This is a genomic window from Gordonia sp. (in: high G+C Gram-positive bacteria) (assembly GCF_047600385.1).
Lineage (GTDB): Bacteria > Actinomycetota > Actinomycetes > Mycobacteriales > Mycobacteriaceae > Gordonia.
The window spans coordinates 3555493-3570637 of sequence record NZ_JASGKZ010000001.1 but is presented as its reverse complement, the minus strand read 5'-3'; the positions used below and the strand labels follow the sequence as shown (position 1 = coordinate 3570637).

Genomic DNA, 15145 nt, shown 5'->3' with positions numbered 1-15145 from the left:
GGGGCCGGGTCGATGGGCGGGCGTCTCGGCCACCAGGGGGTCCGAGACGCCGGGAACTGAGGGGATGGGCGCGTGGCTGTCCACGTGTCCAATCTATAGTGGCGTCCATGCGGATTTACCTGGGTGCCGACCATGCCGGATTCGAGCGCAAGAACGAGATCGCCGATCATCTTCGGGCCGCAGGCCACGAGGTGGTCGATTGCGGTGCTCACGAGTACGACGCGCTCGACGATTACCCGCCGTTCTGTATCGAGGCCGCCGAGCGCGTGGTCGCCGATCCGGGCAGCCTGGGCATCGTCCTGGGCGGCAGCGGCAACGGCGAGCAGATCGCCGCGAACAAGGTCAAGGGCGCGCGTTGCGCTCTCGCCTGGAGCGTCGAGACCGCGCAGCTGGCCCGCCAGCACAACAACGCCCAGCTGATCGGCCTCGGCGGCCGGATGCACTCCAAGGAGGAGGCGCTGGCGATCGTCGACGCCTTCGTCGCCACCGAATGGTCGAACGAGGAGCGCCACCAGCGTCGTATCGATCTGCTGGCCGACTACGAGCGCACCGGCGAGAACCACCTGCCGCAGGCCTGAACGGCCGCCCGCGGTGCCCGAAGGGCATGCGCTGCACCGGCTCGCCCGGCGGCAGCGGGATCAGTTCGGCGGGCAGCGGGTCGCAGTGAGCAGCCCGCAGGGCCGCTTCGGTCCGGAGGCCGCCGTCCTGGACGGCATGGTCTTCCAGACCGCGGAGGCGTGGGGCAAACACCTCGTCTACACTTTCACGGCCTCGTCGGGGACGGGGCCGTCGTATCTGGTGCACATCCACCTCGGCATCTACGGGGCCTTCACCGAGGAGGCGCTGCCGATGCCCGAGCCGACCGGCCAGGTGCGGCTGCGGATGGTCGGCGAGGACCTCGGCATCGACCTGCGCGGACCGAACGCGTGCGAGCTGTACACCCCCGCGGACCTGGACGCGCTCCTCGTGCGGCTCGGCCCCGATCCGCTCCGCTCCGACGCCGACCCGGACCAGGCGTGGCGCCGGATCTCGCGTTCACGACGCTCCATCGGCTCGCTGCTGATGGACCAGAAGGTGATCGCGGGGATCGGGAACATCTACCGCGCCGAAGTGCTGTTCCGGACCGGCATCGATCCGATGCGTCCCGGTGTCGGTGTCTCGCGCACCGAGTTCGACGCGATCTGGGCCGACCTCGTCGAACTGATGCCGGTCGGGGTGGAGACCGGCCGCATCCACGTCGTCCGGCCCGACGACGACCACGGTGCGCCGGCGTACGCCCCGAACCGGCCGCGCACCTACGTGTACCGCCGGGCGGGGGAGCCGTGCCGCCTGTGCGGGACCCCGGTGCGGCGGCGCGACCTGGAGGGGCGCAACCTGTTCTGGTGCCCGTCGTGCCAGAGCTGATCGCGGCGGGGCCGATGTCGGACGGCTGACGCCGTTCCGCCGATTCTCAGAGGACGCTCAGCCGCCGACTGGGTCCGTCCCAGTCGGCGTCGGCAGTCTGGACCCATGCACGCGAACGAGATCCCGCCGTCCGCCCGGGTGACCCTGCTCGTGGTCGGCGGCACCGGCGAAGCCACGGTCGACGACGATCCCACCGAGGTGACCGGCATGCTGTCCCGGGTGACCGAGGTGTTGGACGAGCGCTTCGTGCCCCGCTGGGTGCCCTATCCGGCGGCCTACGGTCCGGCGACCGCCCTCGACGGCGAGTGCTACCGCTCCAGCCTGTCCCGCGGCGTCGCCGCCCTGGCCCGCGCCGTCGACGAGAACGTCGACGAGCACCCGGACCGACCCGTGATGCTGATCGGCTACTCCCAGGGCGCCGCGGTGATCCGCGGCCTGCTGGCCCGGCCGTCGGCCCGGCCCTACCTGAAGTCGATCGCGGCGGTCGGACTGGTCTCCGATCCGCACCAGCCGCCCGGAGCGGTGCCCGGCTGCGACGGGTGGGGAGTGGCCGGCCCGGGACCCGACCTGCCGGAGGGCATCCCCGTGTTCTGGGTGGGCGCCGCCGACGACGTCATCTGCAACGCCAGCCCGGATTCGCTGGTGCGCGACGTCGCCGATCTCTCGGAGACCTTCTCCGTCGGACAGATGGGCGCCTGGCTCGCCGACGTCTACGACCGTGTGCGCTCCGCGGATCTGCAGAACGCCGCCTGGAGCACCGGGTTCTCGCCGAGCCGGTGGCGGCGTGACGTCGTGCGGCTGGGCGTCGCGGCCCGCGAGGTGCGCGGCTACCTCCCGGCGGTGCTGGAACTCCGGCATCGGCGTTGGCGCAACCCGTTCGGCGGGCGCCACGTCTCCTACGGCAGCGAACCGTATCGTCGGGCACCGTTGACCGCCCCGGACGTGACCGGGTGCGAGGTGCTGGCGCACTGGCTGCAGTTGCAGGTCACGCTGGGCTCGGGCCGTCCGCTCGCGGCCTGAGTCCGGCGCTGGATCGGACAACGGGGTCCGATACGGGGATGATCGGACAACGGGGTCCGATGCGAACGACCCCCCTCGCGCACTGCGGGAGGGGGGTCGTGTCGTCGTTCGGCGTCAGATCAGAGACCGCTGCGGTCGGTCTTCATGTTGCCGCCGCCGATGGTGCCCTTGACGACGACCGGGGTACCGCGATCGATGTTGTCGTAGACCCACTTGCCGTTCTCGGTGCTCACGTTGATGCAGCCGTGGCTGACGTTGCTCACGCCCTGCTGAGCCACCGACCACGGAGCGGCGTGGATGAAGATGCCCGAGTTGGACATGCGGGTGGCGTACTCGACGTAGGTGCGGTAGCCCTCGGCCGAGTCGATCGGCACACCGTAGGTGGAGGAGTCCATGTACATGTCACGGTTCTTCTCCTTGGTGCGGTACACACCGTTCGGAGTCGGGTGCTTGTCCGAGCCCATGGAGATCGGCATCTTCCGGAGCTCTTCGCCGTCCTTCCACCAGTAGATGGTGTGGCTGGCGTTGTCGGCCAGGGCGACGTAGCCGGTGCGGGTGCCCACCTTCGGCATGGTCGGCCAGTCGGACTTCTTGGTGGTCGTCGTCGGCGCCTGCTCCTCGGGAGTCGGCGTCTGCTTCTCCGGCGTCTGCAGACCCGGGATCTGCGGAACCTCGACCGGCGGGAGGCCGGGAATCACGGTGACCGGTTCGGCCGAGGCGACGGCCGGAGCGGTGAGGGAGAGCGCGGCCGCGCTTACGGCGACAGCAGTGAGTCGGGCAGCGCGACTCTGACGTCGGCCCGAAGGCTTGGCGGAAAACACGTGATGAACCCTTTGCTTTGTCAACATGGAGAACGTCCCCCAAGACGTTCGTCTGGCTATCGTTACACAGTTGTTGCCTTGGGGCCAACCATCTTTCGGTGAAATGCAGGTCACGAAGGGGTGAATCCGCAGGTCCGGGGCACTGTCGTGAATTCAGTGAACTGAGCCACCCGGGTAACGACTTTTGTCGTAGATCGGACTATCGGGTCAGGTTCGCCGTTCATCGGCGAATAAGAGGACGACCCGTTTCCGGCTCTGCGGCATCGACGTCCGCGGAAGCGGCGGCGCTCCCGCGGACGTCGCGGCGGAGTCGGTCGGGGCCGATCTCACTCCTCGGGCTCGGCGATGGGCGGCGAGAGCCGCATGGAGGAGAGTTGATCGTCGGTGAACTGACCGGGAACGACGCCCTTGACCCCGTTGAGATCCGCATCGTGGAGGTCCGCGTTGCCGAGGTAGGCGTAGTTGAGGTTGGCGTTGCCGAGATTGGCGTAACCGAGGTTGGCGTTGCTGAGGTTCGCGCTGCTCAGGCCCGCGTAGCTGAGATCGGCGTTGCTGAGGTTGGCGTTGCTGAGGTTGGCGCCGATGAAGTTCGCGTAGCTCAGGTCGGCGCCGATGAGGTTGGCGTTGGCGAGATCGGCGCTGCTCAGGTTCACGCTGATGAGATTGGCGTTGTTGAGGCTCGCGGTGCTCAGATGTGCGCCGCTGAGATCCGCCTTACCGAGGTTCGCGCCGAGGAGGTTCGCGCTGCTGAGGTTGGCGTTGGAGAGATCGGCGTTGCTCAGGTCGGCGTTGCTGAGATCGGAGTAACTGAGGTCGGTGCCGCTCAGATCGGCGTTGCTGAGGTTCGCGCCGTTGAGGTTGACGTAACTGAGATCGGTGTCGCTGAGATTCGTGGTGTTGAGATCGGCGCTGTGGAGGTTCGCGTAACTCAGGTTCGCGCCGTTGAGGTCGGCGTGACCGAAATCGGTGCTGTGCAGATCCGTGCTGCTCAAATGGGCGTTCTTGAGTTTCGCGTTGCGAAGATCCGCATCGCGGAGGCGTGCGTTGATCGACATGCGCGCCGCTGAGATCCGCGCCGTCGAGGTGCGCGCCGCTGAAGTCGGCGCCGTTGAGGTTCGCCCCGGCGAGGTTCTCGTGTCGCAGGTGTGCGCCCCGCAGGTCCACTTGCAACGTGGTCCAGTCCGTCGGCGAGGGGGCCAGGGAGCGGCGGTCGCTGATCGCATCGATGATGGCCCGCCGGACTCCGTTCTCCTGGAGCCGGTCGATGGACTCGTCGGCCGGACCTCGCACGCCTTTCTTCAGCTTCTCGTCGCCGTCGGTCGTCGGCGGTTGCGGGGGACGCGTGTCGGTGCGCAGGTATGCGGTGAACACGTTGACGATCACCTGGGTCTGGTCGGGGCGGCCGACCTTGAGCCAGTCGTCGGCGAGGGCGGCGAAGGCGTAGACGCCGGCGAGACGGATGGAGGCCTTGTCGTCGCCCAGTTGCCTGGCGGCCTCGGTGTACCGGTCGTGGAGTGCGCGTTCGGCCGCCTGCCGATCGCGGTCGAGGGCCTGCTGGTCGCGGTCGAGGGCGTCTTCGCGTTCGACCTCCTTCGAGACCTGGCGGCGGAAGGCGATGTACAGGGCGCCGCCGAGGCCGAGGACGCCGAGCGCGGTGAGGGTGGTGCGAGCCGCGTTGAACCAGGCGTCGCCCACGGTGACATCCGGGCGTCCGGTGTCGCGGAGCCATCCGGCGCTCCAGAGAGAGATGCCGTCGGACTGCAGGAACAGGAACCAGAGCATCAGGATCACGCCGAGCGCCGTGCCGGCGAGGAGGAATCCCACGGTGCGTCTGACGAGGGAGCCTTCCGGGCCCGTCTGGGGCCGATTCGGACGTCTGCTGCTCACGGATACTCCTTCGGACCTTCGAATCCTGGGCTTTCGGACCGTGGGGCTTTCGCTGATCTCGGAGCCCCCGGGCACGGTGGCGAGCGTGTGGTCGGGCCAGATCGCCGGTCCGGCCAACGTACCCGGAGGCGTGCTGGGGGCCCACCGGCGCGCGTTCTCGTACTGGGAGTGCGGACTCGTTCCCGGTTTCCGTTGGCCGTTCTCGAGGGCGATGGGCTCTCGTCGAGAGGAGGTTTCCGATTCCATGCCGTTCACCTTGCACGAAACGAGCGGGAACGGCATGAGCGGCACGCCCTCCACGCGGACTCCGAGCAGTGGGGACGGGTGGCGAGCGGTGTGGGCCGAGTACGAGAACAGCCGACGGTCAGGTCTTCCCTGATCGTCGGCTGTGCTCTCCACCTGTGGAGCGGGTGACGGGAATCGAACCCGCGTAGCTAGTTTGGAAGACTAGGGCTCTACCATTGAGCTACACCCGCGTCGCCGTCGCCGGTGCCCGGCGGCTGCGATCACAGACTCTACGTCACACCGGTCCGGCGGAGCAAAACACCTCCCCGGGTTCGTCGTTCCCCGGCTTCGCCCCGTACTATCTCCCTTTGGTCGTATCGCTTGTCGCTTTGAGGCCGCGGGATGTGGCGCAGCTTGGTAGCGCATCCGCTTTGGGAGCGGAGGGTCGCAGGTTCAAATCCTGTCATCCCGACCAACGCACGAACTACGTGAGAATCGCAAAGGAGCACCAACGTCGTGAAGAGCACCGTCGAGCAGCTGAGCCCGACCCGAGTCAAGCTGAATGTCGAGGTTCCGTTCGAGGAGCTGTCCGGCGATTTCGACCGGGCCTACCAGGCGCTGGCTCAGCAGATCCGGGTCCCCGGCTTCCGCCCGGGCAAGGCTCCGGCCAAGATCATCGAGGCCCGCGTCGGCCGTCAGGCCATCCTGGAGCAGGTCGTCAACGACGCCCTGCCGGCCAAGTACAGCCAGGCGCTCGCCGAGTCCGAGACCAACGCCATCAGCCAGCCGGAGATCGAGGTCGGCGACCTGGTCTACGGCGAGCCGCTGACCTTCAGCGCCGTCGTCGACATCCGTCCGGAGATCACCCTCCCCGATTTCGCGACCGTCTCGGTCGAGGTGGATCCGATCGAGATCAGCGAGGCCGACGTCGAGGACCAGCTCGAGGAGCTGCGTCAGCGTTTCGGCACCCTCACCGCCGTCGAGCGCGGGGTGGCGGAGGGCGACTTCGTCACCCTGGACCTGTCGGCCACCGTCGACGGCGAGCCGGTCGAGGACGCCGCCACCGAGGGCCTGTCGCACGAGGTGGGCAACGGTGAACTGATCGAGGGTCTGGACGAGGCCGTCACCGGTCTGAAGGCCGGCGAGACCGCCACCTTCACCACCACGCTGGTCGCCGGCGAGCACGCCGACTCCGAGGCCGAGGTCACCGTGACCGTGCAGTCGGTCAAGGTGCGCGAGCTGCCCGAGGTGGACGACGAGTTCGCTCAGCTCGCCAGCGAGTTCGACACCGCCGACGAGCTCCGCGAGGACCTCCGCCGCCAGGTGAGCGACTCCAAGAAGTACGAGCAGGCCGGCGCCATCCGCGACGCCGTGCTCGAGTCGCTGCTGGAGTCGGTCGAGTTCCCGCTGCCGGAGAAGGTCGTGGAGGACGAGGTCGAGGCCACCCAGCACCAGCTGGTGCACGCGCTCGGCCACGACGACGAGCAGATCAACCGCTTCCTGGAGGCCCAGGGCAAGACCCGCGAGGAGTGGGACGCCGAGGCCAAGGACGAGGCCGAGAAGTCGGTCCGCACCCAGCTGCTGCTGGACGCCGTCGCCGACGAGGCCGAGACCGAGGTGGGCCAGGACGAGCTGACCCAGCAGATCATCATGCAGGCGCAGCGGTACGGCATGCCGCCGCAGGAGTTCATCCAGCAGCTGCAGAACGCCAACCAGATCGGCGCCCTGTACGCCGACGTGCGCCGCAACAAGGCGCTCGCCGGGGTGATCGGCGAGGTGACCGTCAAGGACACCAACGGCGACGTCATCGACACCGCGACCTTCTTCGGCGGGAACGACGACGCCGAGGCGGAGGCCGAGGGCGACGACGCCTGAGCGTCACCGTCGCGAGACTGACCCGCGCAGCCGGGGCCGGAGTGATCCGGTCCCGGCTGCGCGCATCGGGGCCGTCGTCCCGCGGTCGGAGAGGGTCGTCGTTCGAACAGACGCAAACTGTTCCGCTGTCAGCGAATCAGGGGGGTGTGGGGAACATTCCGAGCCCGCCGAGTGATTAATGTCGGTGACAGCTTCCACCGCGGCCGGGTCGTCCCCGACGATCGCCGCCTTCGAGATGAAGAGGAAAACCACTGTGAGCAACCTGTACACGCCCCCGTCCATGAGTTCGGGCGTCGCCGGCCTCAACCTGACCGATTCGGTCTTCGAGCGGCTGCTGCGCGAGCGCATCATCTTCCTGGGCACCCAGGTCGACGACGACATCGCCAACCGCGTCTGCGCGCAGATCCTGCTGTTGGCCGCCGAGGACCCCGAGCGGGACATCAACCTGTACATCAACTCGCCCGGCGGCAGCGTGACCGCGGGCATGGCGATGTTCGACACCATGCAGCTGGCCCCGTGCGACATCGCGACCTACGCCATGGGCATGGCCGCCTCGATGGGCCAGTTCCTGCTCGCCGCGGGCGCCAAGGGCAAGCGCCACGCCCTGCCGCACGCGCGGATCATGATGCACCAGCCGTCCGCAGGCATCGGCGGCACCGCGGCCGACATCGCCATCCAGGCCGAGCAGTTCGCGGCCACCAAGAAGGAGATGAACCGGCTCAACGCCGAGTTCACCGGCCAGCCGCTGGAGAAGATCGAGGCCGACGCCGATCGCGACAAGTGGTTCACCGCCGCCGAGGCCAAGGACTACGGCATCGTCGACCACGTCGTCACCAGCATCGCCCGCACCGGCGCCTGATTCGGCCACTACCAGAACTTTCGGAGAAACCATGTACGAGAACCTCCCGGCCGACGTCCGCGCCGGCATCCCCGACTCGGCGATCGCACTCAAGCAGATCGAGGCGCGCTACATCCTGCCGTCGGTCATCGAGACCACCCCGAACGGGCAGCGCAGCCTCGACCCGTACACCAAGCTGTACGAGGAGCGCATCGTCTTCGTCGGCACCCCGATCGACCAGACCGTGGCCAACGACATCATGGCGCAGCTGCTGGTCCTGGAGAGCCAGGACCCCGACCGCGACATCACCATGTACATCAACTCGCCGGGCGGCAGCGTGCACGACATGCTCGCCATCTACGACACCATGCAGTACGTCCACTGCGACGTGATGACCGTGTGCCTCGGCGAGGCGGCCTCCGCGGCGGCGATCCTGCTGGCCGGCGGCACCCCGGGCAAGCGCGCCGCGCTGCCCAACGCCACCGTCCTGATCCACCAGCCGCGCACCGGCGGCGCCTACCAGGGCCAGGTCTCCGACCTGGAGATCCAGGCCGCGGAGATGGAGCGCATCCGCAACCGGCTCGACGACATCCTGGCCAAGCACACCGGTCAGGACACGGAGAAGATCCGCAAGGACACCGACCGCGACAACATCCTGTCGGCGGAGCAGGCCAAGGAGTACGGCATCGTCGACGAGGTCTTCGAGTACCGCAAGAAGTCCGCGCGGAAGTGACGCGCGGCGTCGTCGACACCCGTCGCAGGGCGGGTGTCGACGGCCCGGGCCCGCGGGCTCGGAAATCCAATCGAATCCCGCTGCTCCGGTGACAGCCGCCCGGAGCGGCGGGTATCCCGCCGAAGCGGCAGGTAGACGAGTCAACGCGCAGGTACCGTGAAGGTACGCGCAGATCAGGAAGTGGGTGCAAGCCACATGGCACGTATCGGAGAGGGCGGCGACCTGCTGAAGTGTTCGTTCTGCGGAAAGAGCCAGAAGCAGGTCAAGAAGCTCATCGCCGGACCCGGCGTCTACATCTGCGACGAGTGCATCGACCTCTGCAACGAGATCATCGAAGAGGAGCTCGCCGAGACCAGCGGTGACGTGAAGCTCGACGAGCTGCCCAAGCCGACCGAGATCCGTGAGTTCCTCGACACCTACGTGGTGGGTCAGGACACCGCCAAGCGCACGCTCGCGGTGGCCGTCTACAACCACTACAAGCGGATCCAGGCGGGGGAGAAGAAGGAGCCGCGCGGCGGCGAGACCGTCGAGCTGGCCAAGAGCAACATCCTGATGCTCGGCCCCACCGGCTGCGGTAAGACCTACCTGGCCCAGACCCTCGCCAAGATGCTGAACGTGCCGTTCGCCATCGCCGACGCCACCGCGCTGACCGAGGCGGGTTACGTCGGCGAGGACGTGGAGAACATCCTGCTGAAGCTGATCCAGGCCGCCGACTACGACGTCAAGCGTGCCGAGACCGGCATCATCTACATCGACGAGATCGACAAGGTGGCGCGCAAGAGCGAGAACCCGTCGATCACCCGCGACGTGTCGGGGGAGGGCGTGCAGCAGGCGCTGCTGAAGATCCTCGAGGGCACCCAGGCCTCGGTCCCGCCGCAGGGCGGCCGCAAGCATCCGCATCAGGAGTTCATCCAGATCGACACGACGAACGTGCTGTTCATCGTGGCGGGTGCGTTCGCCGGCCTGGAGAAGATCGTGTCCGAGCGGGTCGGCAAGCGCGGGATCGGCTTCGGCAGCGAGGTGCCGAGCAAGAACGAGGTCGACACCGCCGACCACTTCGCCGAGGTGATGCCGGAGGATCTGATCAAGTTCGGACTGATCCCGGAGTTCATCGGCCGTCTGCCGATGATCGCCTCGGTGACCAACCTGGACAAGGAGGCCCTGGTCTCAATCCTGTCCGATCCGAAGAACGCCCTGGTGAAGCAGTACAAGAAGCTCTTCGACATGGACAACGTGGAGCTCGAGTTCAGCCCGGACGCGCTCGAAGCGGTGGCCGACCAGGCCATCCACCGCGGCACCGGCGCCCGCGGTCTCCGCGCCATCATGGAGGAGGTGCTGCTGCCGGTGATGTACGACATCCCCAGCCGCACCGACGTCGCCAAGGTCGTGGTGACCGCCGAGACGGTGAACGACAACGTCCTGCCGACCATCGTGCCCCGCAAGAAGCGCGAACCCCGCGAGAAGTCGGCCTGACCGGCCGAGCACGGTGACCGGCCGAGCACGGTCCGGGGGATCGATGAGGACCCCCGGACCGCGTTCGTCGCTCTGGTGCCGTCCGAAATGCACCGCTACGGTGGTGGGCATGATCCTGCGCCGCGTTCCCCGATCCCTGCCCGCCGCCTTCCTCGCCGCCACCGCCGCGGTGGCGCTCACCGCCTGCGGCGGCTCCGACGACGACGCGGACTCCCTGAGCGTGCCGATCAAGGACGCCGCGGGCGAGCAGATCGCCACCGCCGAACTGGGCTTCGACGACGGGCACGTGTCCGTCGAGGTCACCACCACGAAGTCGGGCAAGCTCACCCCGGGTTTCCACGGCCTGCACATCCACGCCGTCGGCAAGTGCGAGGCGAACTCGGTGCCGCCCGCCGGCGGTGAGCCCGGTGACTTCCTCTCCGCGGGCGGCCACTTCCAGGCGCCCGGTCACACCGGCCACCCGGCCAGCGGCGACCTCGTCTCGCTGCAGGTCCGCGAGGACGGTTCGGCGCACCTGGAGACCACCACCGACCGGGTGACGAAGGCGGATCTGACGGCCGGCGCAGGCACGTCGATCATCATCCACGCCGGTCCGGACAACTTCGGCAACGTGCCGGCGGACAAGTACCACCAGCACAACGGCGCTCCCGGACCCGACGAGTCGACCCTCGCGACGGGCGATGCGGGTGGTCGTGTGGGGTGCGGTGTGATCTCCACCGGCACGCAGAGCTGAGACCGGCCGCGCGACCGCCCGGCAGTCGGGGCGAAAACCGCCTCCGTGGCACGGTTTGCCGACACAATGGCGTGCATGACTGAACAGACGCAGCACGGACTCGCCGGAATCGTCCTCGCAGGAGGCCGGTCCCGCCGCATGGGACAGGACAAGGCCTCCCTCGAATGGGAGGGTCGGCCGATGGTGAAGACCGTCGTCGACGTCGTCGCCCAGCGGTGCGCTCCGGTGAAGGTGGCGGCCCCCGAGGGGTCACAGGCCTACCAGGAGCTGAACGACGACCCGGACCTCACGTGGATCACCGACGAAGAAGTGGGGAAGGGGCCGCTGGCCGGCATCGTCGCCGCGCTGCGCGCCGCGAAGGACGTCGACGCCTCCGCCGTCTTCGTCTGCGCCACCGACATGCCGCTGATGAGCCCGGCGCTGGTCGACGAACTCCTGCACGCGCTGACCAGCGCACCCGACGTGGTGATCGTGCACGAGGGCGGTCGCGACCATCCGCTCGCCGGCATCTACCGGACGCGTGCGCTTCCCGCGCTGCAGGCGCAGCTCGATTCGGGCGACGTCCTGATGACGTCCGCGCTGGAATCGGTGGTGACCCATCGGGTGGGGGTCAGCGACCCGTCGTGGCTGACCAATGTCGACGCCCCCGAGGACCTGCATAGACTTCGTGCGTGACCACACCTCCCGTTCACCGACCGGGCCCCGGGTTCGTTCCCGAGCCGCCACGAAACAGCCGGCTCGTACCGGGTGCCTCCGGATGGTCGTGCCGGATACGGGTCGGTGAGATGGTTTTCGTCATGCACCCGGAGTGGGTCGCCGCTGCTCTCACGACGAGGCGGGAGCGGCCCGGATATCAGCCGTTCGCGCGTGCGGTGCAGGCGATGTTCGGATCCCTCGCATGACGTCGCCCGCCGTCGTCGACTCCATCGAGTTCGAACTCAAGAATCTCGACGCGATCCAGCCGTTCGGCGGATGGTCCGACCCGAAATTGACCTGGTTCGGAATGACCGACGGCTATCTGCGCTGGCACCTGGGCGACCAGACGCTCTATGAGTACACCGCTGAGGCCCGTGATCAGTGGGGGCCGATGCCGCCCTACGCGGTAGGGCCGCCGTACAGCGACTACTACCTGTGGCGATTCCTTGCGGACCTCACGGAACTCTTCGGTGCGATCCGGGAACCGGTTCCCGGGGAACTGTTTCCGCTGACCGAGGATCCCACCGCGGTGCGTCAGGCTGCGCGGTGGTGGCTCGATGCCCGCGAGGTCCGGCCTACGCGTGATTTCGAAGAATGCTTCGACGATGTCGTTTGCGCCGAGTCCTGGATCTCCGCCCGGTTGCTGGACGCGGGCCACCTGAGGGGCGGGCCGAACATCTGGTTCTTTCGGCGCGGTGACACCCTACGGATCGTCTGGGACACCGAGGCCGTACTCGACGACGGACAGCCGATCTGGACCGCACGGAGCGGAAACTTGACCGTCGGATTCGACGACTTCGTGCGCGAGATCGAAACCTTCGGCGACTCGTTCTTTCGCGCGATGGATGCCCAGGTCGAGGCGGCGCTGCGGAAGAACTGGGGACCGATCAACGTCGACCTTCCGGGTCTGATCGACGATCATGCATCCCGGAAGGCGGAGTTCGCGACGGCGCTCGCACTTCTTCAGGAAGCACCCGACGAGCCGACCGACTGGGCAGAACTCGAGGAGTCGTACCGCCGGATGGGGACCGTCGGATAGAGATTGCGCGCCTGCGGCGTTTGCGATGACGTCCGCGCTCGAGTCGGTCCCGGATCCGAGGCGGCGCCGGGGCTCACCTCCCGGTCGGGTCGTGCAAGGTCGGACGGGAGGCGGCCGGGTTCGGCGAAGGGGGATGCGGGGTTCACGGGTGACTCCTCGGTGGTCTCGTTCTTCATCGGTCGGCGGGTGCGGCGGCGACGATCATCGCGGAGGTCGCCCGCGTCATCGCGATGTAGCGGGAGACCGCCCCGGGCAGACCGTCGCCGAAGTCGTCCGGTTCCACCACGACGACCAGGTCGAATTCGAGCCCGCTGGTCTCCGTCGGGTCCAGTCGGGTGACCCGCGGGCGGTCGGGTAAGGCCCGGAGTCCGTCCGGTGTGCCGATGACGCAGGCGATGCCGTCGTCGTTCCGGCTCAGCCAGTCGTCGAGGGCGGCGACGGCCTCGGGAACGGGACACTCGCGCACCGGTGTCCCGGACTCCCGGACGGAGTCGGGGATGTTCGCGTCGGCCAGGACCGGCACGATCTCTTCGGCGGCACGGTCCATCACCTCCCGCGGCGTCCGGTAGTTGATGCTCAGCGCGGCCACCTCGATGCCGCGGAGGCCGACGCGCCGCAGTCGTTCGACCCAGGTCTCGGTGAATCCCGTGCGGGCCTGCGCACGATCACCGACCACCGTGAACCTGCCGCTCGGACACCGTCGGCGCAGCATCGCCCATTCGGCGTCGGTGAGCTCTTGCGCTTCGTCGACCACGATGTGGGCGAAGGCGCCCGACAGCGGATCGATCTCGGCTTCGGGAAGCGCCGACTCGTCGGTGGTGAGCGAGGCCATGCCGCCGTAGGCGAACTGCTGTATCAGGCCGTCGCCGTCACCGTCGTCGTCGACGGCCACCAGTTCGTCCACCACCTCGCGTATCACCCGGTCGTGCGCGGTCGCCGCGGCCGCCCGCTCGCGGTGTCGTCGCTCCGCCGAGGCGTCGCCGAGACGGAACCGGGCCGCATCGAGGAGCGGAAGATCGGAGACCGTCCACGTCTGCGGTGCCCGACGACGGAGGGCCGCGACCTCGTCGCGCGACAGATCGGGGGCGCACGACCGGAGGTAGGCGGGCACGGTCCACAGATCGGCGACGAGGTCGGTCGGTTCGATCAGCGGCCAGGACCCGCACACGGCCTTCCAGATGCCGCGGGCCTCCGGCGAGTCGTCGTCGATCCCGAGCCGTTCCAGCAGCGCCTCGTGAATCGTCGGACGCGCCTCGTTGTGCGGGGTGCCCGGTTCCACCGCGTCGAAGGCGACCCGCCAGTCGGCGGGGCGTATCTCCAGTTCCGCGTCGTCGGTCTCGACCGTGATCGTCTCGGCGGGCGGATCCTCGTAGAAGGCGACGGCCGCCTCGATCGCGGAGGTGAGTCCGGCCTTGAGGGCGGCGACGTGCGCATCCGTCTCCGCGACCGCACCGCGCCCCTCCGGGACCAGCGACGTCAGCGTGGTGAACCGCGTGCCTTCGTCGCCGAGGTCGGGGAGCACGCCGGCCACGTAGTCGAGGTAGCGCTCGGTGGGGCCGACGAACAGGACGCCGCCCCGGGAGCGTCCCACGCGAGGATCGGCGTAGAGGAGGTGGGCGACCCGGTGCAGCGCCACCACGGTCTTCCCCGTGCCCGGACCGCCGTCGACCACGAGGGTTCCGGTCGCCGGTGTCCGGACGACGGTGTTCTGGTCCGCGGCGAGGGTGGAGAGCACGTCTCTCATCTGCGTCGTGCGGGTCGAATCGAGGGCCGCGAGGAACGCGGACTCGGCATCGAGGGTCTCCGGCGGCAGTTCGGCGACGGCCTCGTCGGTCAGCGCTTCGTCCCAGTAGTCGCAGACCCGGCCCGCCGCCCAGCGGTACCGGCGGCGGGAGAGGAGACCGCGCGGATCGGCGCGTCCGGCCTCGAAGAACGGAGCGGCGGCCGGCGACCGCCAGTCGAGGAGCAGTTCTCGGCCGTCGGCACCGGTGACCCCCAACCGGCCGATGTAGACCGGTTCGCCGGGGGCGTCGGCCGGGGTCATCCGGCCGATGCAGAGGTCGGCGCCGCGGCGGCGAAGCAGCGCGAGCCGACCGGAGGTGAGGCGGATGTCGGCGTCCCGCTCGACGATCTCCTTCGAGTCGTGGACAGCCGTCACGGCCAGGTTCGCGAGCCGCTCTTCGGCGACGACGACGGCGGCTCGCGCCGCCTCGTCGATCGCGGCGAAGTACTCGTCGTCGGCCGCGATCAGGTCCCGAGCGGACTTGCGGGCCAGTCGATCGGGCAGGGCGAAGCGGCTCGGATGCATGCGGAAGACTCCTCGGAGACGGGATGTGAGCTGCGATTATGCGCCCGCTCCGGGGCCTTGCCGCAAGCCCCGGTCTCCGCGTTATGGTGAAAG

At 68.5% G+C, this 15145-nt stretch carries 14 protein-coding genes, 2 tRNA genes and 1 pseudogene; 12 read left to right on the top strand and 5 right to left on the bottom strand.

The window, feature by feature from the left end; translation table 11 throughout:
- The first annotated feature begins 107 nt into the window (after positions 1-107).
- From QM809_RS16180 to QM809_RS16170, 3 genes are all read left to right on the top strand, one after another.
- Positions 108-578, top strand: coding sequence for a ribose-5-phosphate isomerase (locus QM809_RS16180; RefSeq protein ID WP_415046735.1), 471 nt, complete (start codon positions 108-110; stop codon positions 576-578).
- 13 nt (positions 579-591) lie between these two features.
- Positions 592-1404, top strand: coding sequence for an Fpg/Nei family DNA glycosylase (locus tag QM809_RS16175; RefSeq protein ID WP_415046734.1), 813 nt, complete (start codon positions 592-594; stop codon positions 1402-1404).
- A gap of 105 nt (positions 1405-1509) precedes the next feature.
- Complete coding sequence (locus QM809_RS16170; RefSeq protein WP_415046733.1) at positions 1510-2424, top strand: cutinase family protein; 915 nt, start codon at positions 1510-1512, stop codon at positions 2422-2424.
- A 119-nt stretch (positions 2425-2543) separates the two neighbouring features.
- On the opposite strand, the gene QM809_RS16165 is transcribed toward QM809_RS16170, so the two are convergent.
- From QM809_RS16165 to QM809_RS16155, 3 genes and pseudogenes are all read right to left on the bottom strand, one after another.
- The gene (locus tag QM809_RS16165; RefSeq protein ID WP_415046732.1) at positions 2544-3272 is read right to left on the bottom strand and encodes a L,D-transpeptidase; all 729 of its coding nucleotides are present in this window, start codon (positions 3270-3272) and stop codon (positions 2544-2546) included.
- Between the two features lie 299 nt (positions 3273-3571).
- Positions 3572-4300, bottom strand: a complete 729-nt coding sequence (locus QM809_RS16160; RefSeq protein ID WP_415046731.1) for a pentapeptide repeat-containing protein — start codon at positions 4298-4300, stop codon at positions 3572-3574.
- A 16-nt stretch (positions 4301-4316) separates the two neighbouring features.
- Positions 4317-4409: pseudogene (locus tag QM809_RS16155) on the bottom strand (pentapeptide repeat-containing protein); the annotation flags it as partial.
- 7 nt (positions 4410-4416) lie between these two features.
- On the opposite strand from QM809_RS16155, the gene QM809_RS16150 reads away from it, so the two are divergent.
- Positions 4417-4689: a hypothetical protein gene (locus QM809_RS16150; protein WP_415047150.1), complete on the top strand. Its 273-nt coding sequence runs from the start codon at positions 4417-4419 to the stop codon at positions 4687-4689.
- Between the two features lie 845 nt (positions 4690-5534).
- Here the strand turns inward: QM809_RS16150 and QM809_RS16145 are convergent.
- Positions 5535-5608: transfer RNA gene (locus tag QM809_RS16145), tRNA-Gly, on the bottom strand.
- Positions 5609-5755: 147 nt separating this feature from the next.
- Between QM809_RS16145 and QM809_RS16140 the strand changes: the two genes are divergently transcribed.
- The 8 genes from QM809_RS16140 (at position 5756) to QM809_RS16105 (ending at position 12744) form a co-directional block, all read left to right on the top strand.
- Positions 5756-5832, top strand: a tRNA-Pro gene (locus QM809_RS16140).
- Positions 5833-5873: 41 nt separating this feature from the next.
- A complete protein-coding gene (gene tig, locus QM809_RS16135; protein ID WP_415046730.1) occupies positions 5874-7232 on the top strand; it encodes a trigger factor in 1359 nt (452 codons plus the stop codon).
- Positions 7233-7512: 280 nt separating this feature from the next.
- Positions 7513-8091, top strand: a complete 579-nt coding sequence (locus tag QM809_RS16130; protein WP_415047120.1) for an ATP-dependent Clp protease proteolytic subunit — start codon at positions 7513-7515, stop codon at positions 8089-8091.
- Positions 8092-8122: 31 nt separating this feature from the next.
- On the top strand, positions 8123-8803 hold the full coding sequence (locus tag QM809_RS16125) for an ATP-dependent Clp protease proteolytic subunit (protein ID WP_415046729.1): 681 nt from the start codon (positions 8123-8125) through the stop codon (positions 8801-8803).
- A 195-nt stretch (positions 8804-8998) separates the two neighbouring features.
- Complete coding sequence (gene clpX / locus QM809_RS16120) at positions 8999-10276, top strand: ATP-dependent Clp protease ATP-binding subunit ClpX (protein WP_415046728.1); 1278 nt, start codon at positions 8999-9001, stop codon at positions 10274-10276.
- Positions 10277-10385: 109 nt separating this feature from the next.
- Positions 10386-11009, top strand: a complete 624-nt coding sequence (gene sodC, locus QM809_RS16115) for a superoxide dismutase[Cu-Zn] (RefSeq protein WP_415046727.1) — start codon at positions 10386-10388, stop codon at positions 11007-11009.
- A 75-nt stretch (positions 11010-11084) separates the two neighbouring features.
- On the top strand, positions 11085-11684 hold the full coding sequence (locus QM809_RS16110; protein WP_415046726.1) for a molybdenum cofactor guanylyltransferase: 600 nt from the start codon (positions 11085-11087) through the stop codon (positions 11682-11684).
- Positions 11685-11817: 133 nt separating this feature from the next.
- Positions 11818-12744, top strand: coding sequence for a DUF5984 family protein (locus QM809_RS16105; protein ID WP_415046725.1), 927 nt, complete (start codon positions 11818-11820; stop codon positions 12742-12744).
- Between the two features lie 172 nt (positions 12745-12916).
- On the opposite strand, the gene helR is transcribed toward QM809_RS16105, so the two are convergent.
- A complete protein-coding gene (helR, locus tag QM809_RS16100) occupies positions 12917-15052 on the bottom strand; it encodes an RNA polymerase recycling motor ATPase HelR (RefSeq protein WP_415046724.1) in 2136 nt (711 codons plus the stop codon).
- Positions 15053-15145 lie beyond the last annotated feature (93 nt).